The organism is Flavobacterium sp. GW823-FHT04A11 (assembly GCF_058796535.1).
On sequence record NZ_CM179503.1, the window covers coordinates 4694401 to 4718262 of the forward strand.

The window sequence follows — 23862 nt, forward strand, 5'->3', positions numbered from 1 at the left end:
TAAAGTAAGTTGAATTATGAATAAAGTGTAGTCCCTACGGGACATTTTTTGATTTTAACTGTTTTACTACCAATATATAATCTCTCCGAGATATATTATTAACGATTTACTAATAACAAAAGCTTATAGAAAAATAATCCGTTAGGATTTAAATGTTGGTAGCAAAATTATAGATCCCAAAGATAAAATATCCCGTAGGGATTATATAAATGCTTTTGTCATACACATTTCCTAAATTATGAAATTAGAAACTTGATTTTTTATCTAAAATCATTCAAAGATTTCTCGATAATTTCAAGACATTCTGCAATTTGAGTTTCTGTCATAACCAATGGCGGCGCCAGTCTGATTTTGTTACCGTGAGTTGGTTTTGCCAATAATCCGTTGTCTCTGAATTTAAGGCAAATTTCCCAGGCCAGATCAGAATCTTCACCACAATTAATTACAATGGCGTTTAGTAAACCTTTCCCTCTAACTAAAGTGATTAAGTCGTTACGTTCTGCAATTTCGTTTAATCCTTTTCTTAGAATGATTCCCAAACGTTCTGCATTTTCGGCAAGTTTTTCTTCCTTTACCACTTCAAGAGCTGCAATTGCAACAGCTGCCGCAACAGGATTTCCTCCAAAAGTAGATCCATGCTGACCCGGTTTTATTACATTAATGATTTCATTATTCGCCAAAACTGCCGAAACCGGATAAACTCCGCCAGAAATCGCTTTTCCTAAAATTAAAATATCAGGCTGCACATTTTCATGATGTACGGCTAATAATTTTCCGGTACGTGCAATTCCTGTTTGAACCTCATCTGCAATAAACAGAACATTATGTTTCTCGCAAAGTGCTTTTGCTTTCGCCAAATATCCTTCAGAAGGAACATAAACTCCGGCTTCACCCTGAATTGGTTCTACCAAAAATCCGGCAATATTTTTTGATGATTCCAAAGCTTTTTCAAGAGCTTCAAGATTATCGTATTCAATTTTTATAAATCCATCTGTAAAAGGACCGAAGTTTTTACGGGCACTTTCATCATTCGAAAATGAAATAATGGTTGTCGTTCTTCCATGAAAATTATTTTCGCAAACAATAATCTGAGCCAGATTTTCATGAATTCCTTTTACTTCATACGCCCATTTTCTACAAAGTTTTAAAGCAGTTTCAACCGCTTCAGCCCCAGTATTCATTGGCAATACTTTATCAAAACCAAAATAATTGGTTACAAATTCTTCGTAGTTTCCTAGTTTGTCATTGTAAAAAGCTCTTGAAGTCAAAGTCAGTTTTTGCGCCTGATCCATCATTGCTTTTACAATTTTTGGATGGCAATGTCCCTGATTTACGGCTGAATAAGCAGAAAGAAAATCATAATATTTTTTTCCGTCAACATCCCAGACATATACACCTTCTCCTCTTTCTAAAACTACCGGAAGCGGATGGTAATTATGAGCTCCGTATTTATTCTCTTTTTCTATCAAAACTTCCGATTTAGTCGAAAGAACTTCTTGTGTATGTGACATAATGTTTCTTTTTATTTAAACAAAAATATAAAATTTATTTATTTACCGCGAATAAAACACAACTTTTAACTTCTAAATAAGCGATATAAAATAAATGTGACTTATTTTTACTGAATAAAAAGTCATTTTATCATTTGGGAATAAAGATCAAATCAGACTTATTTTTATATTTACAGTAAATTACAACGTAAAAAATAATTGCATGGATATTTTAGATGAATTTGACATAAAGATTATCAAAGAATTAGAAAAAGACGGACGAATTGCCTATTCGACGATTGCTACTAATTTAAAAATCTCTAATACAATGGTGCATCAGCGTATTAACCGTTTGTTTGAACAAGGCATAATTACAGGGATCAAACCTATTTTAAACGAAAAACAAATCGGGTACGACTGGGCTTCGTTTACCGGAATTACGCTTAACAAAGATTCCGATTCGGAGCGAATTATTGAAGCTTTAAAAGAGATTCCGGAAATTACAGAATGCTATTTTGTTACGGGTTCGTTTACGCTGTATTTAAAAATTACGGCAAAAAATCACGAACACATGCGTAAGATATTATACGAAAAAATCGATAACATTCCCGGAATCGCCAAAACGGATTCTATGATAGAATTAGGATGCGCATTTAAAAGGAATATTTCTTTATAAAATGTAATAATTCCCTTCGTTTAATTTGAAAAATACAAACCTCAAAAGAAAATTCTTCTGAGGTTTTTTTGTAGCATAATATTTCTGATATTTGTTCAAAATTGTCAAAATTATGAAAAATACCACTATTCTATTACTAACTATTATACTGTTTTCTAACACTATAAATGCGCAATTAAAACCCGTAAAATATGCTGATGGAAATCAGGCATTAAATGGCTTATTTATAAAAGCGGCCAAAAAAAGCAGCAGCAATCCGGGCATCTTACTTTTACCGGCGTGGCTGGGAATCGATAATGCTTCTAAAGGAATCGCCGAAGAATTATCAAAATTGGGCTATCATGTTTTTATCGCTGATATTTATGGCGAAGGAAATTATCCAAAAAACACAACTGAAGCCGGAAAACTAGCGGGTTATTACAAAACCAACTTCGAAATTTATCAAAAAAGAATCAAATCAGCTTTGCAGGAATTAGTGAAATCCGGAGCAAATGCGGATAATATTGTAGCTATTGGATATTGTTTTGGAGGAACGGGAGTTCTTGAAGCTGCCCGCGGACATTTGAATGTAAAAGGTGTTGTTTCATTTCACGGAGGTTTAGGAAAAGATGCTGCTCGTGCTGTCGAACCAATTACTGCCAAAGTTTTGGTTTGTCATGGTGCGGATGATCCGTATGAATCTAAGGAAGAAATTACTGCTTTTCAACAAGAAATGCGTGACGCAAAAGCAGATTGGCAAATGATTTATTATGCAAATGCCGTACACTCGTTTACAAATCCGGAGGCCGGAAATGATAATTCAAAAGGTGCTGCTTATAATCCTGTTGCTGCAAAAAGATCTTTTGAACATTTACAGCTTTTTTTAAATGAAGTATTGAAAAAATAACGATTTAAGAAATAGCACGCGGATGACGCGGATTAAACGGATTTACGCTGATTTTATTAAATTAAAATTCGTGTTAATTTGTGAAATTTGTGGCAAAAAAAGGCTCGCAGATTTATGCTAATTAAACAGATTATCGCTGATTTTATTAAATTAAAATTCGTGCTAATTTGTGAAATTTGTGGCAAAAAAGAAACCAACGCAAACCCATTTAAATCCGTAACATCCGCGGGCAAAAAATAAACTAAACCAAAAACCCACTAAATTACCAATGTCACATAGTCCAATTAGAAAAGATAAAACCTGCCTGAACTGCAGGCACGTTGTCGAACAAAGATTTTGCCCGAATTGCGGACAGGAAAATACAGACAGCCGAAAGACCTTTCATCATTTGTTTATTCACTTTTTTGAAGATTTAACACATTATGAAAATGCTTTTTGGAAGACGATTAAAAATTTACTTTTTAAACCTTCTACCTTAACTAAAGAATATCTTTCAGGAAAAAGATTGTCATATCTGGCGCCGGTTCGCCTTTATATCTTCATCAGTTTTGTTACGTTTCTTTTAATTGCCATGTTTCCTTCTCACGTAACTGAAAACCTGCAAAAAAGCGAAAAAGAGATTACCACAAATCTTGTAAAACAGAATAAAAAAGGCGTAAAATTTTTAAAACAAGACACCTATTTTGAATTACAGCCCATGAAAGAAATCGACTCCATTCAGAAATACGGAAAACCGGATGAAAAATATACCGATTTTGAATACTGGGTTTATGAAAAAGTGGTACATGTTACAGAAAACAATACCAAGGCGCAAATTATAGAAAAGTTCATTGAATCATTCGTTCATAATATTCCTAAAATATTATTCATCATAATGCCTTTCTTTGCTTTCTTTTTATGGATATTCCACGATAAAAAGAAATGGTATTACTTTGATCACGGGATATTTACGCTACATTATTTTTCGTTTTTGCTTTTAATATTTCTCATTTTATTTCTTGTCAACAAAACAATTGGAGCTATTAGTCCAATATCTTTTATAGCTGATATTATAAATTTTGTTGGCATTGTATGGCTGTGTTATTATTTTTATCCTGCGCACCATCGTTTTTACGGAGAAAGCAGAATTGTTTCGTTTATTAAAAGTGTATTCCTATTCTTTATAAACTCCTTTTTTATTGTATTTTTACTAACTTTTTATGTTTTTTACATATTTATTAATTTACACTAAACCCCTTAAATGAAAAAACTAGTAGTTCTATTATTAATTGCTTCTGCGTTTTCATGTAAAAATGCGCAGTCGGTTGTATCGAAGGATAATTCAGATCCAACCAAATACATGAATGTTATTACCCAAAAAGATTTAAAAAAGATGTTATATGTGATTGCTTCTGATGAAATGGAAGGTCGCGAAACTGGTTCAAAAGGCCAGAAAAAAGCGGGTCTTTACATGATCGAGCAATACAAAAAAAATAATATTTCCTTTCCTAAAGGAGCAAAAGATTACTATCAGACAGTTCCTGCAGCCTTTTTGAATGCAAGACGTAATGAAAATTTACCTGATTCAGAAAATATCTGGGCATACATAGAAGGTTCTGAAAAACCGGATGAAGTTTTAGTAATTTCAGCTCATTATGATCACGTTGGTATTAAAAACGGAGAAATTTATAACGGAGCTGATGATGACGGTTCCGGAACAGTTGCTGTAATGGAAATTGCTAAAGCATTTGCAAAAGCTAAAAAAGACGGACACGGACCTAAACGTTCTATCTTGTTTTTACACGTAACTGGTGAAGAACACGGATTGCACGGTTCTCGTTATTATTCTGAAAATCCATTGTTTCCAATCGCGAACACGATTACCGATATCAATATTGATATGATTGGCCGTCGTGATGTAGAACATGCTAATACAAACAATTATGTGTACGTAATTGGTGCCGACAGATTATCATCTGATTTACACAATATTGTAGTTTCTGAAAACGAAAAATATTCGAAATTAAATCTTGACTTCAAATTTAATGATCCTAAAGATCCAAATCATTTCTATGAGCGTTCTGATCATTACAACTTTGCAAAACATGGTATTCCGGCAGTTTTCTTCTTCAACGGAGTTCACGAAGATTACCACCAAAAAGGCGACGAACCTCAAAAAATCGAATACGACGCTTTAACAAAAAGAGCACAACTGGCATTTGTTGTTGCCTGGGAATTGGCTAACAGAGAAAACAGACCTGTAGTTGATAAGAAATAGGTTCAAAGGCTCAAAGTTGCAAAGGTTCAAAGGTTTTCTTTAGATGCTAAGATTCTGAGTTTCTAAGGTTCTAAGGTTCTAAGATTCTAAGATTTTATAGCCCACGGTTTCAACCGTGGGGACACAATATTTGTTGACATGCAACCCCACACGGTTGAAACCGTGGGCTATAGTTTAAATATGAACTATTAAATCAATGCAAAACCAAAAAAGGGATAAGTTTAAAACTTATCCCTTTTTTTATATTTATAGATCCCGAAAGAAAACCTCAGAACCTTTGTAACTTTGAACCTTTGTCCCTTTTTTAGTCATTCATAGAAATCAAAAACTCTTCGTTGTTTTTAGTTTTCTTGAAACGATCGTTTACAAAATCCATAGATTCTACAGGGTTCATATCGGATAGATATTTACGCATGATCCACATTCTTTGTAATGTTTTTTCGTCTAATAATAAATCATCACGACGTGTACTTGAAGACGTAAGATCGATTGCAGGGAAAATACGTTTGTTAGCGATTTTACGATCCAATTGAAGCTCCATGTTACCGGTACCTTTAAATTCTTCAAAGATTACCTCATCCATTTTAGAACCTGTTTCTGTCAATGCAGTTGCGATGATACTTAACGAACCGCCGTTTTCTACATTTCTTGCCGCTCCAAAGAAACGTTTTGGTTTTTGTAATGCGTTGGCATCAACACCTCCACTTAAAACTTTTCCTGATGCAGGCTGAACTGTATTGTATGCTCTTGCCAAACGTGTAATCGAATCTAAAAGAATCACTACATCGTGTCCGCATTCTACCAAACGTTTTGCTTTTTCAAGAACAATGTTGGCAATTTTCACGTGTTCTTGTGGTTCTCTGTCAAAAGTTGAAGCGATAACTTCACCACGAACACTACGCTGCATATCTGTAACCTCCTCAGGACGCTCATCAATCAAAAGTACGATTAGATAAACTTCAGGATGATTGGCTGCAATCGCGTTGGCAATGTCTTTTAATAACATTGTTTTACCCGTTTTTGGTTGTGCGACTATCATACCACGCTGTCCTTTTCCTATTGGAGAAAATAAATCGATAATACGGGTTGAAACTGAACTGCCTTTTTCGGCTAATTTGAATTTTTCTGAAGGGAAAACCGGTGTCAGGTGTTCGAAAGAAACTCTGTCGCGAACTACCTGTGGATCGTGACCATTAATTTTCAGTACACGAACAAGAGGAAAAAACTTCTCGCCTTCTTTAGGAGGACGAACTACTCCTTTTACTGTATCTCCGGTTTTAAGACCGAATAATCTAATTTGTGAAGTGGATAAATAAATATCATCCGGAGATGCTAAATAATTATAATCTGATGAACGTAAGAATCCGTATCCGTCCGGCATCATTTCAAGAACACCTTCACTTTCTATAATTCCGTCAAATTCAAAATCTGAATCTCTGAAATTACTTTTTTTATTTTTATGGTTTGGATTTTGATTTCCGTTATTTCCGTTGCCATTTACATTTCCGTTTCCATTCCCATTTTGATTTGGGTTCTGATTCTGATTTGGGTTTTGGTTCGGATTTTGGTTTTTATTCTGATTTGGATTTATCTTTTTAACCGGAGCATTTCCTTCTGCTTTTTCGGCTGTTGGAGTTGGAGCAACCGTTTCTTCAATTTCGTCAGAAACAGTTTCAGCTTCCTTTACAACTTCTTTTTCCTTTTGTAATGCAACCTTTTTCTCGTAAGCTGATTTGTTGAATTTTACGATTTTTGGTCCCTTTTTCTCTACTGCTGCATTTTCTACATGTTCTTCGGCTTTAGGAGCGTGCTCATTTTTTTGATTTTGCTTTGAAATCGCCGGAGCTTTTGTTTTTGCAGGAACTTCCTCTACTTTATCAAATTCCAGAACTGGAGCATTTTTGCTGATTGCTGCTTTTTTTTCAGGAACAATTCTGGCTCTTTTTGGTTTGTCATCAACTTCTGCCTGAGCAACAGCAGGTACAGGCGGCGCTACAGTCGCTTCTTGATGTGCTAAAATCTGACTGATTAAAGTCTCTTTTTTAACACCATTAAACTTTATAGTTTTAGCTAACTTAGCTATTTCTTGAAGCTCAGAAAGCTTCATTTCTTTTAATGCAGAAATATCAAACATGAATGTTCTATGAATTTAATTATTTTAAAGGAAATACTGTAAAAAGAATAGGTAGATAATTGTTTTCGATTGACCGCAGTATGAAGTGCTTACGGTATTATGATGCAATAATACGAATAAAATTTTATCATACAATAGTATTTTAAAAAAAGAAAATATATTTTTGTAAAACAATTATTAATCATGATACAAAGAATTCAGACTGTATATTTAATTCTTACCTTTGTAATAACAGGGGTTCTATTATTTTTTATTCCGCTTTGGACATTAAATAATGGAAAAGCATTTTACTTTATGCAAGACCAGGTATACACAATACTATTAGGATTAAGCACGATGCTTACTATCATTAGTATTATTTCATACAAAAAAAGACAAAATCAGTTTGTAATGGGCAGACTGAACATAATATTAAATTTAATTTTATTAGGATTATTTGTATACCGATCACTAAATTTATCTGGAGAAACTGTTAACGCTGTTTCTGAGAAAGGTATTGGGATGTTTCTGCCAATTGTTGCTATCGTATTATTAGTGTTAGCTAATAAGGCCATCAAGAAGGATGAAGATCTCGTAAAATCTGTAGATCGTTTGAGGTAAACCTATAAACTTTATTTATGTGCGAAGAGAACCCGAATTGTAAATTCGGGTTTTTTTGTGTCTGAAATTTTCATCAACCTTATTGAACTCCCAAAAACAAAGGCAGAAAAGCGTATTTGTAAGATATTTTTCATAATTTTGATTCCCAGATTCAAAGAAAACATGACACAGAAAATAAGGATACATCTTGCTGATGATCATCAGGTACTTATCGACGGACTTACTAATTTATTACGTACTGTTTCTCACTTTGAAGTCGTAGGCAATTCATTAGAAGGGACATTTATTTATGAAGATGTCACAAAAAATAATGCCGACATTTTATTATTGGATATTAGCATGCCTAACAAAGACGGAATCGAAGTTTTAAAAGAATTTAATGAAAAAGGATTTCCGTGTAAAGTAATTATTCTTTCCAGTTATGATGATTTAAAAATCGTTAAAGAAGTAATGAAATTAGGTTCAAAAGGCTATTTGACAAAAAAAAGTGCCGGAGAAAATATCATAGAAGCTATTGAAGCGGTCAATAAAGATGAAGAGTATTTTGACAAACATATCAGAGAAAAAATCTTTACCAACTTTACCCAAAACAATCCCAAATTAAACAAACCTACTTTTAGCAGTGAAAATCAATTATTAAGCGAACGCGAAATTGAAATTATTACGTTGATTTCCTTGGAATACAGCGCCAGAGAAATTAGCGAAGAACTATTTATAAGCGTTAATACGGTAGAAACACATCGTAAAAATATCATGAAAAAACTAAATACAAAAAATGTTATTGGTCTTGTGAAATATGCCCTGAAAAACAATTTAATAAAACCGTAAATACATTTATACCAACGAATTGCTTATGCCTGTTTTTAGAATATTTCTACTGCTTTTATTTCTACTAAACGGAATTCCTGTTTTTAGTCAGGAAGCGGCATCTTTAAAAGAAACTGTTTTTAAAGAATCAAAAACTGAAGTCAGTACAGATATTTCAATTCTACAAAAAAAGGAAATATCAGAGATTCAGAAGTCTGCAAATAAAAAAATAGTTAGTTTTTATATTGTTCTCGTTATCCTGCTGATGGTTCTTTTTTACTTTGTTTACCAAAATGACAAATTAAAACGAAAGAATAAGCAAAAAGATATTCAGCAAAAAATACAACTCAACATTATTAATGCCGGAATAGACGGCCAGGAAAATGAAAGAAAGAAAATTGCCTCTTTTTTACATGACAACATCAATTCTTTATTGTCATCAGTTGGTTTACATTTAAATGCATTTTCTGCTCAAAATGATATAAAATCAGAGGAACTTCTTAAAGCTAAATCTATTTTGGAAGATGCTCATGATCGATTACGCGATATGTCACATGAATTAATTCCTGCGCTTTTAGTTCGTTTTGGCTTGGTGTACGCTTTAGAAGATTTATGTGAAAAAAATTCTAATTCAGCACTTCAGTTTGAATTTACAAGTTCCGTATCTACTACAAAAAGATACAATGAGAAATTTGAAATTAAGTTATATTTTATTGTAAGCGAACTTTTTAATAATATTATAAAACATAGTTCCGCTAAAAAAGCCCAGATTTCACTGCACGAAAAAGAAAACAGGCTAATTATTATTATACATGATGATGGGAAAGGTTTTAATACCGAAAAACTAAATCAGGAAGGTTTTGGCCTTAACCGAATCAAAGCCAGAATTAAAAAACTAAAAGGCAATTTTTCGATTATTTCCAGAGCAAATGAAAGTACGGGAACGTCTATAAAAATAAAAGTTCCAGTTGTATAAATTTATTTCTTACCTATTTCTATGATTTCAAGATCTTTGATTTTATCATCATCAATCACAAATCTAAGCATGGTTCGCATTTGATGAAATCCGCTTTTTCCTGCTGCACCGGGATTCATGTGCAATAAATTATTTTTTTTATCGAACATTACTTTTAAGATATGCGAATGTCCACAAATGAATAATTTAGGTGGATTAGCCGCCATTTCTTCTCTTATTGCCGGATTGTATTTTCCGGGATAACCGCCAATATGGGTAATCCAAACGGAGACATTTTCGCATAAAAATCTATTGTGCAACGGAAATTCTAATCTTGCCTGCGCATCATCAATATTACCATAAACACAACGTAAGGGTTTTAGTTTTTTTATCGTATCCGTAACATTCAGATCACCAATATCTCCAGCATGCCAAACCTCATCTGCCTGATTTACATATTTTAAAATAACATCATCCATATGACTGTGAGTATCGGAAAGGAGGAGGATTTTTTTCATTCTAAGGCGCTAAGATTCTAAGTTGCTAAGATACTGAGATTTTTTTCTGCAGGTTCAAAGGTACAAAGGTTTTTCTGTAGAGGCGCACAACAGTGCGTCTTTCGTCTTGTTTTCTTTGATTTTTGAATATAAAAAATCCGATCTGCTGATGCAGACCGGATTTCAAACTTTGTCTTAGACGCACTGCTGTGCGTCTCTACGTTTTACGATGTGTTTTATATTCACATCAAACGTTTTACATTTACTACAATTATTGTTTCTTCGGATTTTTGACATCTTTAGAATCTTTGGTATCCATCATTTCCATTAGTTTCAAACCTAACAAACCACTAATCGAACCATCAGAACCACCGTTTCCTGAAATTAAAACATCCGGAATTACTTTGATATTTCCTTTACCAATTTCTTCGGTTACTTTATATCTGGTGAAATTATCACCGCCCATTGCGCTAACCTGAAGCTGATACGATTCTGCAGTTGATTTACCAATTGCCATGATTTTCTCTGCTTCTGCCAAACCTGTTTTCGATATTCTTTCTGCTTCGGCACTTGCATTTAGTTTTGTTGCTTCTGCTTGTGCCCCTGCTCTTGCTTTTGTCGCTTCGGCTTCCGCATTGGCGCGCATTTTTGTTGCTTCCGCTTCAGCGTTTACATTTAGTTTTAAACTGGTTGCATCTCCCTCCGCTTTTTTAACGGTTGCGTCTGCTGTTCTTTGTGCAATTTCAACACTTTGAGAGGCACGCACAATTTCTTTTTGCATGTCTGCAATGGCCGTTTCTTTCTCCATTCCCTGACGTTGTTCCTGCGCCATTCTTTGGGTTTGATATGTTTTTTGCTCTTCTTCGGCTAATTTTCTGTCGGTCAATGTTTTCATCAGTGAATCTGGCGGAACGATATCTCCAATCAAAGTATCAACTGCGTTTACATTATATTCGTCAAGCACCAATTTGATATGATTTTTGGCTGATTCCTGACGCTCTTTTCTCGTAGATAAGAAAGAAATCACATCGCTATCCTGAGCCGAGTTTCTGAAATAATTACCAATTGTAGGTTCTAAAACCTGAGAAACTAGATTGTTCATGCTTCCAAAACGGGCAATTACTTTTGGCGCTTCGTTTGCCGGAACGTGAATAATCTGCGCTACGTCAAGATTAAAAGGGAAACCATCTTTTGAACGAACCGTAATCGTAGAAAGATTTTTATCTAAATCATGTGATTCACTTCTGGCGTTTGCCCAGTTCAGCACTAAATTCGTTGTTGGAACTGCTTCCAGTTTTGTCGTATATTTATTCAAGGCATATTTTCCCGGTCCAAGCGGTTCCATCCAAACACCTCTTTGTCCTTTCGAAACGATATTTCCGTGTTTAAAAGTATCACCTGTAACATCTTGTCCGTCTTCTCCAATATAAGAAATCACAACGCCCACATATCCAATTGGCACATCGGTCATTGGGTTTTGTTCAATTTGAATTCCCCACGTATTAATATAGTAAGATCCTGCTAACATAACCTGAGGCTGTAAACCACGATTTCCGCCCTGTTCCAGAAATTTGTCAAAGTCCTGAAAGTTATTGTGACCTTCAACAAATTTACCTGCAATTTGTCCCTGCGGAATTGGTTCTCCGTCAAGCGCCGTCACAATTCCAATCATGTTTTCGTAAATTTTGATTTGATCTGCGATTACAATTTCGAACAAAAACGTATTAATACGATACGAACCTGTTGTAATAAACGCTGTCTGACGTCCTTTTTGTCCGCCATTGTTTAAGAAAAAAGTAGCATCCTGAAAATTATCACTGTCTACTTTTCTGGCTAAGATTCGTCCGGTTGGAATTTCCTGTCCGTCCTTACTTAAAACCAATCCAATTTTTCCTTCCGGAATTACCGTAAATCCGGTCATATCAATTGAATATTGCCAGATCCACATTCCCCAGTATAAACCCGGAGCAAGCGTTTTTGCCTGATAACCAGCTTCGCCTTTTGTGGCGATGATTCGGCCATCCGGCAATGATTTGTCTGCGCCAAACAAAACGAATTTTTTGGTCACCAAACCAATTTTATCCTCCGGAACCATCACCATTCCGAAGAAAACGCGTAAAATAAATTTGTAAAAAAGAATGGAGAATAAGATTAAAATTATCCACCAATAAGAAGTAATTTCATTCATGATTTTTGGTTTTTATATTACAAACATAAGAGAAATACATTCTGTTAAAATGAAATATTTTTAAAATTAACTTTTGCTCATTTTTGAAAATAATGTTAAAAAAAATCCTCAAATTAAATCGTTGGAATTGTCAATTTCTGATACGATTTTTTGTTGTGTAAACTATGATTGGTATTTTGGACGTTAACAGTTTTTTGAGGAGGTTCTAAGGTTCTAAGATACTAAGTGGCTAAGTTTTCTTTAGAGAGATTTACAAAACAATCGTTTTTATTTTTTTCATCCAATGTTAGACGCACTGCTGTGCGCCTCTACAATACACGATGTAAAAAACCTTAGAGCCTTAGCAACTAAGAACCTTAGCATCTTCAAAAAAACCTTTGTACCTTTGCCCCTCAGAACCTTTGAACCTTTACCTTGAGATATTTTATTCAATTTGCTTATAACGGAACTCATTATCATGGCTGGCAAATTCAGCCTAATGCGTCTTCTGTTCAGGAAACTCTAAACAAAGCATTTTCTGTTTTATTAAATGCGCCAATAAGCATTATGGGTGCCGGAAGAACTGATACAGGCGTTCACGCAACGGAAATGTATGGGCATTTTGATTTTGAGACACAAATTGATGCCAAGACTTTAGTTCACAAGCTTAATTCTTATTTGCCAAAAGACATTGCCATTTTTGATATTATATTAGTTCATGATGACGCGCATTGCAGATTTGACGCGACTAAAAGAACGTATGAATACCACATTAATACTGTTAAAAATCCGTTTACGGAGGAATTGAGTTGGTATTTTAACCAAAAATTAGATGTAGCTTTGATGAATGAAGCTGCAAAAATCTTACTGAATCACACCAATTTTCAATGTTTTTCGAAAGTGAATACGGATGTAAATACTTTTGATTGCACGATTTTTGAGGCGTATTGGAAAGAAGAAAACTACAAACTGGTTTTTACGATTTCTGCGAATCGTTTTTTGCGAAATATGGTTCGATCCATTGTGGGAACTTTGGTAAATATAGGTTTACATAAAATTCCACTTTCTGAACTTGAAAATATTATTGCGAGTAAAAGCAGGGAAAAAGCAGGATTTTCGGTTCCCGCACACGGATTGTATTTAACCGAAATTTATTACGATTACATCATAAAATAGCCCTGATTGAAGTGGAAATCCTTTTTATTTTTTCCTTTAAAAAATAAAAAGATTGTAACGGAAAGCAGGAATAGCTCCTAAAAAAATAATGAAAGCAAAAGCATTTGATACCGGATTATTCAAACGAATTTTAAAATATACGAAACCATATAAATGGCGCTATTATGGCGTTATTCTTTTTGCCATTTCCTTATCGATTTTTGCCGCACTTCGTCCCTATTTACTAAAACAAACGGTCGACGGCTATATCAAGACGCAAGATAAGCAAGGTTTATTGATGTACATTATTCTGATGGGGGTTGTGCTTTTATGTGAAGTTCTCTCTCAGTTTTATTTTGTGTATTGGGCAAACTGGCTTGGGCAGGATATTGTAAAAGACATTAGAACCAAACTTTTCAAACATATTCTGAGTTTTAGAATGAAGTATTTTGATTTGGTTCCGGTTGGTCAATTGGTCACCAGATCCGTTTCTGATATTGAGTCGATTGCGCGTATTTTCAGTCAGGGATTATTCATGATTATCAGTGATTTGATGAAAATGCTGGTCGTGCTGCTTTTTATGTTTTATATGAACTGGGAACTAACTTGGATTGTAGTCGTTGCGATGCCAATTCTGGTTTATATCACCCGAATTTTTCAGCGAAAAATGCAGGTTGCTTTTGAGGAGGTTCGTACGCAAATTGCAAACATGAATTCGTTTGTTCAGGAACGTGTTACGGGAATGAAAATCGTACAGCTTTTTAACCGGGAAAAAATTGAAGCAGAAAATTTCAGGGTTATAAACGATAAACACAGAGTTGCGTGGATCAAAACGATTCTGTACAACTCGATATTTTTCCCCATTGCCGATATTATTTCTTCGATTACTTTAGGTTTGGTCGTGGTTTATGGCGGATTTAAAATTTTGAATGGAGATCATTTTACGACTTTCGGAGATTTATTTTCGTACACTATGTTTATAGGAATGCTTTTTAATCCGCTTCGTCAAATTGCAGATAAGTTTAACGAGATGCAATTAGGAATGATTGCCGCCAATCGCGTTTTTGACATTATCGATACTCAAGATCATATTCAGGATACCGGAACGATTGAAGCGCCTATTTTTGACGGAAGTATAGAATTTAAAGATGTCCGTTTTAGTTATATTCCGGAAGAAGAAGTAATAAAAGGGATTGATCTTTCTGTCGCTGCAGGGCAGACTATTGCAATTGTAGGTTCTACCGGTGCCGGAAAATCAACGATTATTAATTTATTGAATCGTTTTTATGAAATAAACAGCGGAACGATTTTTATAGACGGTCATAATATTGAGAACTATACTTTAGCTTCTCTCCGAAAACAAATTGCAGTGGTTTTACAAGATGTATTTTTGTTTGCCGATACGATTTACAATAACATCACTTTACACAATCCCGAAATTACACGCGAACATGTTCTGGACGCAGCCAAAAAAATTGGCGTTCACGATTTTATTATGAGTTTGCCTGATAATTATGATTTTGATGTAAAAGAGCGCGGTGTAATGCTTTCGTCAGGACAAAGACAGTTAATCGCCTTTTTGCGTTCATACGTGAGTAATCCTAGTATTTTGATTTTAGATGAAGCTACTTCTTCAATCGATACTTATTCTGAAGAATTGATTCAGCGCGCTACAGAAACAATTACAAAAGGCAGAACTTCAATCATTATTGCACACCGATTGGCAACAATTGTAAACGCTGATAAGATTGTAGTTATGGATAAAGGGCTAATTGTAGAACAAGGAACACATCAGGAATTGCTGAATAAGGCAGACGGTTACTACAAAAATCTTTACGACTCGCAATTTTCTGTAGCGAACTAAAATTGGAAATGCTAAAAAAGTTCTTAAAAAAGTTAAAATAGCGTTATAGGAATCATAAATGTAAGATCTGAACGAAATTATGTAACTTTTTACGTTTTTGGTTTTTTTATCTTTGAGATAATAGAAATCAAATGTAAAAGAAAAATGCCACAAACTAGATTTTATCCAAACGAAGAATTTAAAGAAATAGAAATAAACGCCTCATTACAACTTCGCTATGCAATTTCAAACAGAGGCCGTCTCATTAGCTTTTCTGACGAAATTGCAAACGGAAGATTATTAAAAGGAGGATTAAGCGATGGCTATCCTACTTTTAGGTTTAAGATTAAAAAAGACGATAAAATTGTCAACAAATATTTGTTTTTATACAAATTAGTTGCCCAATATTTTATTCCGAAACAATCTGAAGATCAAACGTATGTTTTACATCTGGATTACAACAGAAGTAATGATGATGTACGCAATTTACGTTGGGCAACAAAAGCCGAAATGATGGCACATAGCCGTAAAAGTCCGCGTGTGATTCAGGCGAAAAAGAACCTGATCGAGCATAATCTAAAAGCAGACGGAAGAAAATTAACCACCACAAAAGTGATGTTAATCAAAAAAATCCTTTCCAGACCAGAACAAAAAACACGTCTTAAAATGATCGCCAAACAATTTGGTGTAAGCGAAATGCAAATTAGACGTATCGCCAGCGGAGAAAACTGGGGGCATGTAAAGGTTTAGTTTTAGACTGCTGATTTTAAATTTAAAACTGAGATGCATAAAATGCATAAACTATATTTTAGCCACAGATTACACAGATTACCGCTGATTTTTTAATCACTATAATCTTGTAATCTGTGGCTATTATTTTTTTAATTCTCTCAAACCACATTCTCTAATTATCTAATGCTCACATTTTCTAATTAGAATCTTCCACATTTTTTCCTAAAAACACTGCATTTCCAATTTCATTTTACTTTTTTATATCACTTTTATCAGAATCTCTGTGAAAAGGTTGGAATCAGTATGTCTAAAAATAAAATTTAAGCGTTTTTTAAAATAAATCCTTAAATTCGCAATCACAAATAACAAGAGAAATCGAAAGTGAGTTTCGGAATTATAAACTTCATTTTCGGTATAAATACTAAAACCCAAAAAAATGAAATACGACGTTATTGTTTTAGGAAGTGGTCCTGGCGGATATGTAACAGCAATTAGAGCATCGCAATTAGGCTTTAAAGTAGCTGTAGTTGAAAAAGAAAGCCTTGGTGGTGTATGTTTAAACTGGGGATGTATCCCAACAAAAGCATTATTAAAATCAGCTCAGGTTTTTGATTATTTAAAACACGCTTCTGATTACGGATTAAAAGTTTCTGAATTCGATAAAGATTTCCCTGCAGTTGTTCAACGCAGCCGTGGTGTTGCTGACGGAATGAGTAAAGGTGTTCAGTTTTTGATGAAAAAAAATAAAATTGACGTTATCGAAGGTTTTGGAAAACTAAAACCAGGTAAAAAACTTGACGTTACAGATAAAGATAATAAAGTTACTGAATATAGCGCTGATCACATTATCATCGCAACAGGAGCTCGCTCTCGTGAGTTGCCAAACTTGCCACAAGATGGTGTAAAAGTAATTGGATACCGTCAGGCAATGACATTACCAACGCAGCCAAAATCTATGATTATCGTAGGTTCCGGAGCAATTGGTGTTGAGTTTGCTCACTTTTATAACTCAATGGGAACTGAAGTTACTATTGTAGAATTTATGCCAAACATTGTACCGGTTGAAGACGAGGATATCTCGAAACAAATGGAGCGTTCAATGAAAAAAGCAGGTGTAAAAATAATGACTAATTCATCTGTAGAGAAAATCGATACTACAGGAACTGGTGTAAAAGCAACTGTAAAAACAGCAAAAGGAGAAGAAATTCTTGAAGCTGACATCGTACTTTCTGCAGTTGGAATCAAAACTAACATTGAAAACATCGGTTTAGAAGAAGTTGGAATCGCTGTTGACAGAGATAAAATCCTTGTAAACGCTTACAACGCAACTAACATCCCTGGATATTACGCAATTGGAGACGTTACCCCAGGTCAGGCTTTGGCTCACGTAGCTTCTGCTGAAGGAATTAACTGTGTTGAAAAAATCGCAGGTTTACACGTAGACCCAATCGATTACGGAAATGTTCCGGGTTGTACTTACGCAACTCCAGAAATCGCCTCTGTAGGTTTAACAGAAAAACAAGCTAAAGAAAAAGGATACGAATTAAAAATTGGTAAATTCCCATTCTCAGCTTCTGGAAAAGCAAAAGCTGCCGGTGCTGCTGACGGATTCGTAAAAGTAATCTTTGATGCAAAATACGGAGAATGGTTAGGATGCCACATGATTGGTGCCGGAGTTACAGATATGATTGCTGAGGCAGTTGTAGCACGTAAACTGGAAACTACAGGTCATGAAATCCTTAAATCTATTCACCCTCACCCAACAATGAGCGAGGCTGTAATGGAAGCTGTTGCAGATGCTTACGGCGAAGTAATTCACTTGTAATACAGACCGTTTTACGGTTATATATAATTCTCAATTTTTAAAATCCGATTTGTGAAAACAAGTCGGATTTTTTTGTGCAGTTTTTTTTCTTGACAAAGTTTTTTCATCGCTCTAAGAAATCTCAGAACCTCAGAACCTTAGAATCTTCATAATGGCGTGTCCCTCCGGGTCGGGCTATTCACTGCAAGTCCTCGCACTTCCTTCGTCAGGCTGTGGGCTTTCCGTTACTATCCCTCACGCAAACCGTTTCATCAGAAATATCATTTTTCGATTGGTTTTCGTAATAAAAAAAAGACTATTTTAGCTTGTCTTTATACATATAAAACTTTTCTAAACATTTATTATTGAATCAATTATCATGAACACAGCTATAGAAGATTACAATAATTCACAAAACACAGCAGACAAAGAAATCTGCGATCAATTAGCCAATATCATCAACAAAAATCTATCTGATGCCGAAAGCAAAATCTGGCACGCGCATCCGGTTTGGTTTCTCGACGGAAATCCAATTGCGGGATACAGCAAACTAAAAGACTCTGTTCGTTTGCTATTTTGGAGCGGTCAATCTTTTGATGAAGAAAAACTCGCAGATGAAGGTTCCTTTAAAGCCGCAGAATTTCGCTATACTTCAGCGGAACAAATTATTCCCGAAGATGTAAATCGCTGGCTCGATAAAGCAAAAGAAATTCAATGGGATTATAAAAATCTGGTGAAACGAAAAGGAATTTTAATTCGGCTGAAATAAGCCGAACAATAGAATTAAACCAATCCTTTTAGGATTTAAAAACTGGAATAATATTATTTTTTGATACTATATTTATTTGTAGTAAAAAAGCTATATTTTTGCATTTTATAATATAAATATATCTTCTTTAAATAATTAAAATGAAAGCAAAAATTTTAGTCCTTATAGTAACTTTTTTAAGTCTTACAAGTTGTAATAATAAAGAAACTCCAAAACAAGAAACCACTATTACAGAAACTGAAGTCCATAATAGTGAAGATAATTCGAAAAATTCGGTAGACTGGACAGGAACATATAAGGGAACTATTCCTTGTGCAGACTGTGAAGGAATCGAAGTAGAAATCACTCTTAATGACGATAACACTTTCTCATCACAATCAACTTATCTTGGCACAAAAAAAATTCAAAAAAATGTATTTACAGAAACCGGTACTTTTAAATGGGATGAAAAAGGAAATACAATTAAAACTGTAACTTCAGACAAAAGCAGTAAAAAATCATACATAGTGGGAGAAAAAAAATTAATTCAATTAGACAGTGACAATAAAGAAATTACGGGTCCACTTGCTGAAAATTATGTACTAAAACAAATTGAAAAGACTAAATAGCTTCATTTATTCTATTTTTAAGTAAACAAAAAAGCACTTTATTTTAATAACTTTATATCCAAATATCAGAGTTATGAAAGAAGTATATATTGTTGAATTTCCATCTAATTTAGGTTTAAAAGAACCTCAACCGGGAAAAGAACCTGGGGTAAAAAAATTACCAGACTGGTTGTGGAAACATAATCTGCACAAAGCTATTAATCCTAAAGATACTATTAGACTTGATTCTCCAAAATATTCAAATGTAAGAGATGTTGAAACTCATATTCTCAACACAAATTCATTAATTGATTATGCGAGAGAACAAGCTTATCTGATAAATAATTTACTTACTCAAAATAAATTTCCTTTTATTCTGGGCGGCGATTGCAGCATTCTTTTAGGACCGGCGATAGCTTTAAAGCAAAAAGGCAATTACGGACTTTTTTATCTTGACGGACATACTGATTTTATGGATGTTTCTTTATCAGAAACCGGTGGCATTGGCGGAATGTCAGCATCAATTGTAACCGGAAACGGTCCTGAAAAATTAACCAATATTCTAAATTTATCTCCCTATATAAAAGAAGAAAATCTTTGGTGCGTGGGCAATCGCGAATATGATGACGAATACGAAAATCAAATTCGAAATTCTGATGCGACTTATATTAGCCTAAAAGAACTGCGCGAAAAAGGAATTTCAAATTGTGTCGAATCGTTTCTTTCAGCTGTAAAAAGCAAGAATCTGGATGGTTTTTGGCTTCACATTGATGTTGATGTTTTAAATGATTCGATAATGCCGTGCGTAGACAGCAGAACTCCGGATGGTCTTAGTTATGATGAATTTAATGATCTTACCTCCTATTTATTTGAAAGCGATAAATTAAGCGGACTAGAAATCACGATTCTGGATCCGGATTTAGATCAAACCGGGCAATACACAAAAGATTTTGTAGCCAATTTTACTCGTACTTTTAGCGTATCTCAAAAACCAGATAACAAATAATGATGGTTTTGTTTGGATTTTTTTTTATCTCAAATATTAACGCTTTAGTATAAAATTACTTAATTTTTTATAACATTAAAGTGGTAGTTTTGCAAGACCAAATCTACTCTTGCCCAAGATGAAAAAAACAATACTCATTGTAACAATTGTATTATTGTTACCCTTTAGTTTTTTAGCCCAAACAAAAAAGGAAGCACAATCAAGTTCAGAAGCAGAAACAATTTTTGCAAAATCATATGATAATGTAAATGATTTTGAAAAAATACTGACTCCGGATCAGATAAAAACTTTAAGCACCACTTTAAAATCATTTGAAAAAAAGACGCTTTATAAAATCATGATTGTAACTACTTCTTCTATAAAGCCTTATCCTGATTTATTCGATTATTCACAGAATTTAGATAAATATCTGAACACTAACTTAAAAATGCAGCCTACGATTTTAATTCTTTTAAGTAAAGGATTAAGACAAATTCAGATTTTAGGAGAAGATACGATACGCTATAAATTAGGTGATGAACAGACAAAAGAAATTATCAGCAATTTTGCAGTGCCACAATTCAAAAACGGAGATTATTATAAAGGTTTGGAGGCGGCAACAGCTGAATTAATCAAGAAATTGGGATAGATTTCGTGTTTTAAATCAAAATATTCAAATCCGATTTGTGAAAGCAAGTCGGATTTTTTTGTCTTGTTATTTAAAAAGTTTTACTCTTATATGATAAGATTTACATTTTTAAAATGATGAAGTAATTACAATAAAATCAAATGGAAAATTATATTTCTTATATCAAAAAGCCATATATTGTATTTCATTAATGGTAAAATCAGAACGCATGACATTAGACGAATACAAAAAAGAATTTTCAGAAGACGACGCTGTTGGCTGGTTATCAATCGATAAAGAATTTGAAAGACTTTATCCTAATCAGGAACCAAAACATTTTGCCCCCGCAATAAGCTATATGCTTGGCGGAGATAGTCCGCTTGACGGAGTAAGTATTTATGAAAGTAAAAGGCAAACCGATCACTTTCATTTTGTAACCTACGGCTTTTCTGAATTGTATTATAATGAAGAAAAACTGGACAGCGAATTTAGCAAATGGGGATTTGAAATCACCTTTAGATTAAAACCGTTTGAAGAAGATAACGGAAACCCTACATGGGCAATTGCTTTATTACAAAACATTGCCAAATATGTATTTGACAGCGGAAACTGGTTTGAAGAATATCATTATATGCCTGCAAACGGACCGATAAGACTAGATACCGAAACGGATATTACGGCCTTGCTTTTTGTAGCAGATCCCGAAATCGAAAAGCAGCAAACGCCACACGGTGAAGTTTCGTTTTTACAAATCGTGGGAATAACTTCTGCCGAATACGAGAAATTAAAAGAAAATCCGGAAACGGTTGAAGAACTGGTTGCCAAATTAAAAGAAAATAATCCTTTGTTAATTACTGATTTAACGAGAAAGTAATTGATATAAACTTTATATAAATTAGAAAATCCGGTTTTGTTTAGGCAACCGGATTTTTTTATGTTCTCAAGTTAATTTGTTTATTATTATTTGTAAGAAAAATACAGTATTCATGCGGTAAAAAAATTATCTTTGCAAATCATTATTAACAAGTATTTACTTTACTTATTAATTCTGTTTTATAATTAAACAAAAGAAAAAAATGAAAGCAAAAATTTTAGCATTAACCTTTATGCTGCTATTAATGGCAGGATGCAAGAAAAGTGATCAGGGAAAGGAAATGGTTGAGACTAACAAAAATCAGGATCCTTTAGAAAGATTAACACAAGGAAATGAAAGATTCCTGGAGGAAAAATCAATTCATCCGCACCAAAACAAACAATCGGTTTTGGCAAATCAGGACGGACAAAAACCATTTGCGGTTGTGATAACCTGCTCCGACAGCAGAGTCGCGCCGGAGATTGTATTTGATCAGGGAATTGGAGATTTGTTTGTCATACGAAATGCCGGTAACTTAATTTCGGATATCGACATGGGAAGTATTGAATATGCGATAGAACATCTTGACACGAAATTGATCGTCGTTTTAGGTCATACAGAATGTGGCGCTATAAAAGCCTATATCAATGACAAAGATGGCGCATACAAAAAGCATTTTAACCACATTGATAATATTGTAGAAACAATCTCTGAAGAAAACGAAGAAATTGAAGCCGATAAAGTAAAACCTAAAGCGACAAATTATTCCGGTGCAATTGATGCGAACATAAAACACTCAGTAAAATTGATTCAGGACAATCCGCTTATTAAAGAACATAATATTAAAATTGTATCGATGAAATATGATGTTCATAGCGGAAAAATTACGCAACTTTAATAAAAACAGACTAACATTATTTCTATAAAAGAATAAATGATACTCTTTATAAAAAGCTATAAATAAGCAGATTACTTATTTATAGCTTTTTGCTTTTTTATCGATTTCAAATATTGATTTCCAAAAAAATATCGAAAAAATGTTTTAAGAAACCAAACGGTTGCTTATATTTGCAACCTATCGATTGCGCAATTAAATAATAAGATAATGAAACGAGATATATTTCAAGCTATTGCAGATCCCACACGCAGGGCAATTCTAGTGTTAATTACGGCTCAGGCTTTAACGCCAAATGCCATTGCGGAGCAATTTGATACTACACGACAAGCCGTTTCTAAACATATTAAAATTCTGAATGAATGTGAATTGCTCGAACAGCACAAAGTGGGAAGAGAAATTTATTACCAGTTAAAAATAGATAAAATGAAAGAAATTGATAAATGGCTGGAACAATTTAAGCAACATTGGGAAAACCGTTTTAATCAATTGGATCAAGTATTAATTAATCTAAAATCTAGAAAAAATGAAATCTAATCTTTTAATGGACTTTACGGTAAACAAAGAAACCAGCACAGTAAATGTAAAAAGAGAATTTAACGCACCAATTTCAGATGTTTGGTCTGCCTGGACAGAACCTGAAATTCTCGATCAATGGTGGGCGCCGGCTCCATGGAAATCCAAAACAAAAAGTATGGATTTTAAAGAAGGCGGAAGACGTTTATACGCCATGATTGGACCGCAAGGCGAAGAACATTGGGCTTTGGCAGATTTTAAATCGATCACGCCAAAAACAAATTTTAAATATCTGGATGCTTTTTGCGACAGCGAAGGCAATTTAAATGTAGATTTTCCGCGTTCTGACTGGGATGTCAGTTTTAATGAGCAAAATGGGTCAACATTTGTCGACGTAGCCATCAAACACGAAAACTTATCTGATCTTGAAAAGATAATCGAAATGGGCTTCAAAGAAGGATTCACAATCGCAATGGAAGGATTGGATAAAATATTTGCAGACAAAAAATAACTGTATAAATAGTTACTTTAATTTGTATTTTCGTAAAATATAGCGCCTGAATTTGAATTCAAAATCAGGCGCTATTTTTATAATTAGTCGAAAAAAATGCAATTACTCAATGCTA

At 34.0% G+C, this 23862-nt stretch carries 23 protein-coding genes; 19 read left to right on the plus strand and 4 right to left on the minus strand.

Annotated elements, in window-relative coordinates; genetic code table 11:
- Nucleotides 1–260: 260 nt before the first annotated feature.
- Nucleotides 261–1511: an ornithine--oxo-acid transaminase gene (gene rocD, locus AC3QL1_RS20030; protein ID WP_492493897.1), complete on the minus strand. Its 1251-nt coding sequence runs from the start codon at nucleotides 1509–1511 to the stop codon at nucleotides 261–263.
- Nucleotides 1512–1713: 202 nt separating this feature from the next.
- On the opposite strand from rocD, the gene AC3QL1_RS20035 reads away from it, so the two are divergent.
- The 4 genes from AC3QL1_RS20035 to AC3QL1_RS20050 all read left to right on the plus strand — a co-directional run bounded on the left by AC3QL1_RS20035 (nucleotide 1714) and on the right by AC3QL1_RS20050 (nucleotide 5309).
- Nucleotides 1714–2166, plus strand: a complete 453-nt coding sequence (locus tag AC3QL1_RS20035) for an Lrp/AsnC family transcriptional regulator (protein ID WP_491183223.1) — start codon at nucleotides 1714–1716, stop codon at nucleotides 2164–2166.
- A gap of 112 nt (nucleotides 2167–2278) precedes the next feature.
- On the plus strand, nucleotides 2279–3052 hold the full coding sequence (locus AC3QL1_RS20040) for a dienelactone hydrolase family protein (protein ID WP_492493898.1): 774 nt from the start codon (nucleotides 2279–2281) through the stop codon (nucleotides 3050–3052).
- 268 nt (nucleotides 3053–3320) lie between these two features.
- Nucleotides 3321–4283 (plus strand): DUF3667 domain-containing protein, encoded by a 963-nt coding sequence (locus AC3QL1_RS20045; RefSeq protein WP_492493899.1) that lies wholly within the window; start codon nucleotides 3321–3323, stop codon nucleotides 4281–4283.
- 9 nt (nucleotides 4284–4292) lie between these two features.
- Nucleotides 4293–5309 (plus strand): M28 family peptidase, encoded by a 1017-nt coding sequence (locus AC3QL1_RS20050; protein WP_492493900.1) that lies wholly within the window; start codon nucleotides 4293–4295, stop codon nucleotides 5307–5309.
- A gap of 304 nt (nucleotides 5310–5613) precedes the next feature.
- Here AC3QL1_RS20050 and rho read toward each other — a convergent pair whose 3' ends face one another.
- Nucleotides 5614–7443, minus strand: coding sequence for a transcription termination factor Rho (rho, locus tag AC3QL1_RS20055; protein WP_492493901.1), 1830 nt, complete (start codon nucleotides 7441–7443; stop codon nucleotides 5614–5616).
- A 183-nt stretch (nucleotides 7444–7626) separates the two neighbouring features.
- Here rho and AC3QL1_RS20060 point away from each other — a divergent pair, with 183 nt between their 5' ends.
- From AC3QL1_RS20060 to AC3QL1_RS20070, 3 genes are all read left to right on the plus strand, one after another.
- Nucleotides 7627–8043, plus strand: coding sequence for a DUF4293 domain-containing protein (locus AC3QL1_RS20060; protein WP_492493902.1), 417 nt, complete (start codon nucleotides 7627–7629; stop codon nucleotides 8041–8043).
- Nucleotides 8044–8205: 162 nt separating this feature from the next.
- Nucleotides 8206–8871 carry a response regulator gene (locus tag AC3QL1_RS20065; protein ID WP_492493903.1) on the plus strand — a complete coding sequence of 222 codons (666 nt, stop codon included), beginning with the start codon at nucleotides 8206–8208 and terminating at the stop codon, nucleotides 8869–8871.
- A gap of 25 nt (nucleotides 8872–8896) precedes the next feature.
- Nucleotides 8897–9826 (plus strand): sensor histidine kinase, encoded by a 930-nt coding sequence (locus AC3QL1_RS20070; RefSeq protein WP_492493904.1) that lies wholly within the window; start codon nucleotides 8897–8899, stop codon nucleotides 9824–9826.
- A 2-nt stretch (nucleotides 9827–9828) separates the two neighbouring features.
- On the opposite strand, the gene AC3QL1_RS20075 is transcribed toward AC3QL1_RS20070, so the two are convergent.
- Both AC3QL1_RS20075 and AC3QL1_RS20080 read right to left on the minus strand, forming a co-directional pair.
- Nucleotides 9829–10323 (minus strand): metallophosphoesterase family protein, encoded by a 495-nt coding sequence (locus AC3QL1_RS20075; RefSeq protein WP_492493905.1) that lies wholly within the window; start codon nucleotides 10321–10323, stop codon nucleotides 9829–9831.
- A 250-nt stretch (nucleotides 10324–10573) separates the two neighbouring features.
- On the minus strand, nucleotides 10574–12490 hold the full coding sequence (locus AC3QL1_RS20080; RefSeq protein ID WP_492493906.1) for an SPFH domain-containing protein: 1917 nt from the start codon (nucleotides 12488–12490) through the stop codon (nucleotides 10574–10576).
- A gap of 414 nt (nucleotides 12491–12904) precedes the next feature.
- Between AC3QL1_RS20080 and truA the strand changes: the two genes are divergently transcribed.
- The 12 genes from truA to AC3QL1_RS20140 all read left to right on the plus strand — a co-directional run bounded on the left by truA (nucleotide 12905) and on the right by AC3QL1_RS20140 (nucleotide 23747).
- On the plus strand, nucleotides 12905–13645 hold the full coding sequence (truA, locus tag AC3QL1_RS20085; RefSeq protein WP_492493907.1) for a tRNA pseudouridine(38-40) synthase TruA: 741 nt from the start codon (nucleotides 12905–12907) through the stop codon (nucleotides 13643–13645).
- Nucleotides 13646–13733: 88 nt separating this feature from the next.
- Complete coding sequence (locus tag AC3QL1_RS20090; protein ID WP_492493908.1) at nucleotides 13734–15488, plus strand: ABC transporter ATP-binding protein; 1755 nt, start codon at nucleotides 13734–13736, stop codon at nucleotides 15486–15488.
- 144 nt (nucleotides 15489–15632) lie between these two features.
- A complete protein-coding gene (locus AC3QL1_RS20095; RefSeq protein ID WP_492493909.1) occupies nucleotides 15633–16217 on the plus strand; it encodes an NUMOD4 domain-containing protein in 585 nt (194 codons plus the stop codon).
- Between the two features lie 418 nt (nucleotides 16218–16635).
- Nucleotides 16636–18024, plus strand: a complete 1389-nt coding sequence (lpdA, locus tag AC3QL1_RS20100) for a dihydrolipoyl dehydrogenase (protein ID WP_492493910.1) — start codon at nucleotides 16636–16638, stop codon at nucleotides 18022–18024.
- Between the two features lie 358 nt (nucleotides 18025–18382).
- Nucleotides 18383–18772 (plus strand): DUF1801 domain-containing protein, encoded by a 390-nt coding sequence (locus AC3QL1_RS20105; RefSeq protein WP_492493911.1) that lies wholly within the window; start codon nucleotides 18383–18385, stop codon nucleotides 18770–18772.
- 140 nt (nucleotides 18773–18912) lie between these two features.
- Nucleotides 18913–19380: a copper resistance protein NlpE gene (locus tag AC3QL1_RS20110; RefSeq protein WP_492493912.1), complete on the plus strand. Its 468-nt coding sequence runs from the start codon at nucleotides 18913–18915 to the stop codon at nucleotides 19378–19380.
- Nucleotides 19381–19453: 73 nt separating this feature from the next.
- Nucleotides 19454–20365 (plus strand): arginase family protein, encoded by a 912-nt coding sequence (locus AC3QL1_RS20115; protein ID WP_492493913.1) that lies wholly within the window; start codon nucleotides 19454–19456, stop codon nucleotides 20363–20365.
- Nucleotides 20366–20483: 118 nt separating this feature from the next.
- Nucleotides 20484–20993, plus strand: coding sequence for a TPM domain-containing protein (locus AC3QL1_RS20120; RefSeq protein ID WP_492493914.1), 510 nt, complete (start codon nucleotides 20484–20486; stop codon nucleotides 20991–20993).
- A gap of 208 nt (nucleotides 20994–21201) precedes the next feature.
- Nucleotides 21202–21846, plus strand: a complete 645-nt coding sequence (locus AC3QL1_RS20125; RefSeq protein WP_492493915.1) for a suppressor of fused domain protein — start codon at nucleotides 21202–21204, stop codon at nucleotides 21844–21846.
- Between the two features lie 202 nt (nucleotides 21847–22048).
- The gene (locus tag AC3QL1_RS20130; protein WP_492493916.1) at nucleotides 22049–22723 is read left to right on the plus strand and encodes a carbonic anhydrase; all 675 of its coding nucleotides are present in this window, start codon (nucleotides 22049–22051) and stop codon (nucleotides 22721–22723) included.
- A gap of 207 nt (nucleotides 22724–22930) precedes the next feature.
- Nucleotides 22931–23257, plus strand: coding sequence for an ArsR/SmtB family transcription factor (locus tag AC3QL1_RS20135; RefSeq protein WP_492493917.1), 327 nt, complete (start codon nucleotides 22931–22933; stop codon nucleotides 23255–23257).
- A complete protein-coding gene (locus AC3QL1_RS20140; RefSeq protein ID WP_492493918.1) occupies nucleotides 23247–23747 on the plus strand; it encodes an SRPBCC family protein in 501 nt (166 codons plus the stop codon). The genes AC3QL1_RS20135 and AC3QL1_RS20140 overlap by 11 nt, the downstream gene beginning before the upstream one ends.
- The last annotated feature ends 115 nt before the right edge of the window (nucleotides 23748–23862 follow it).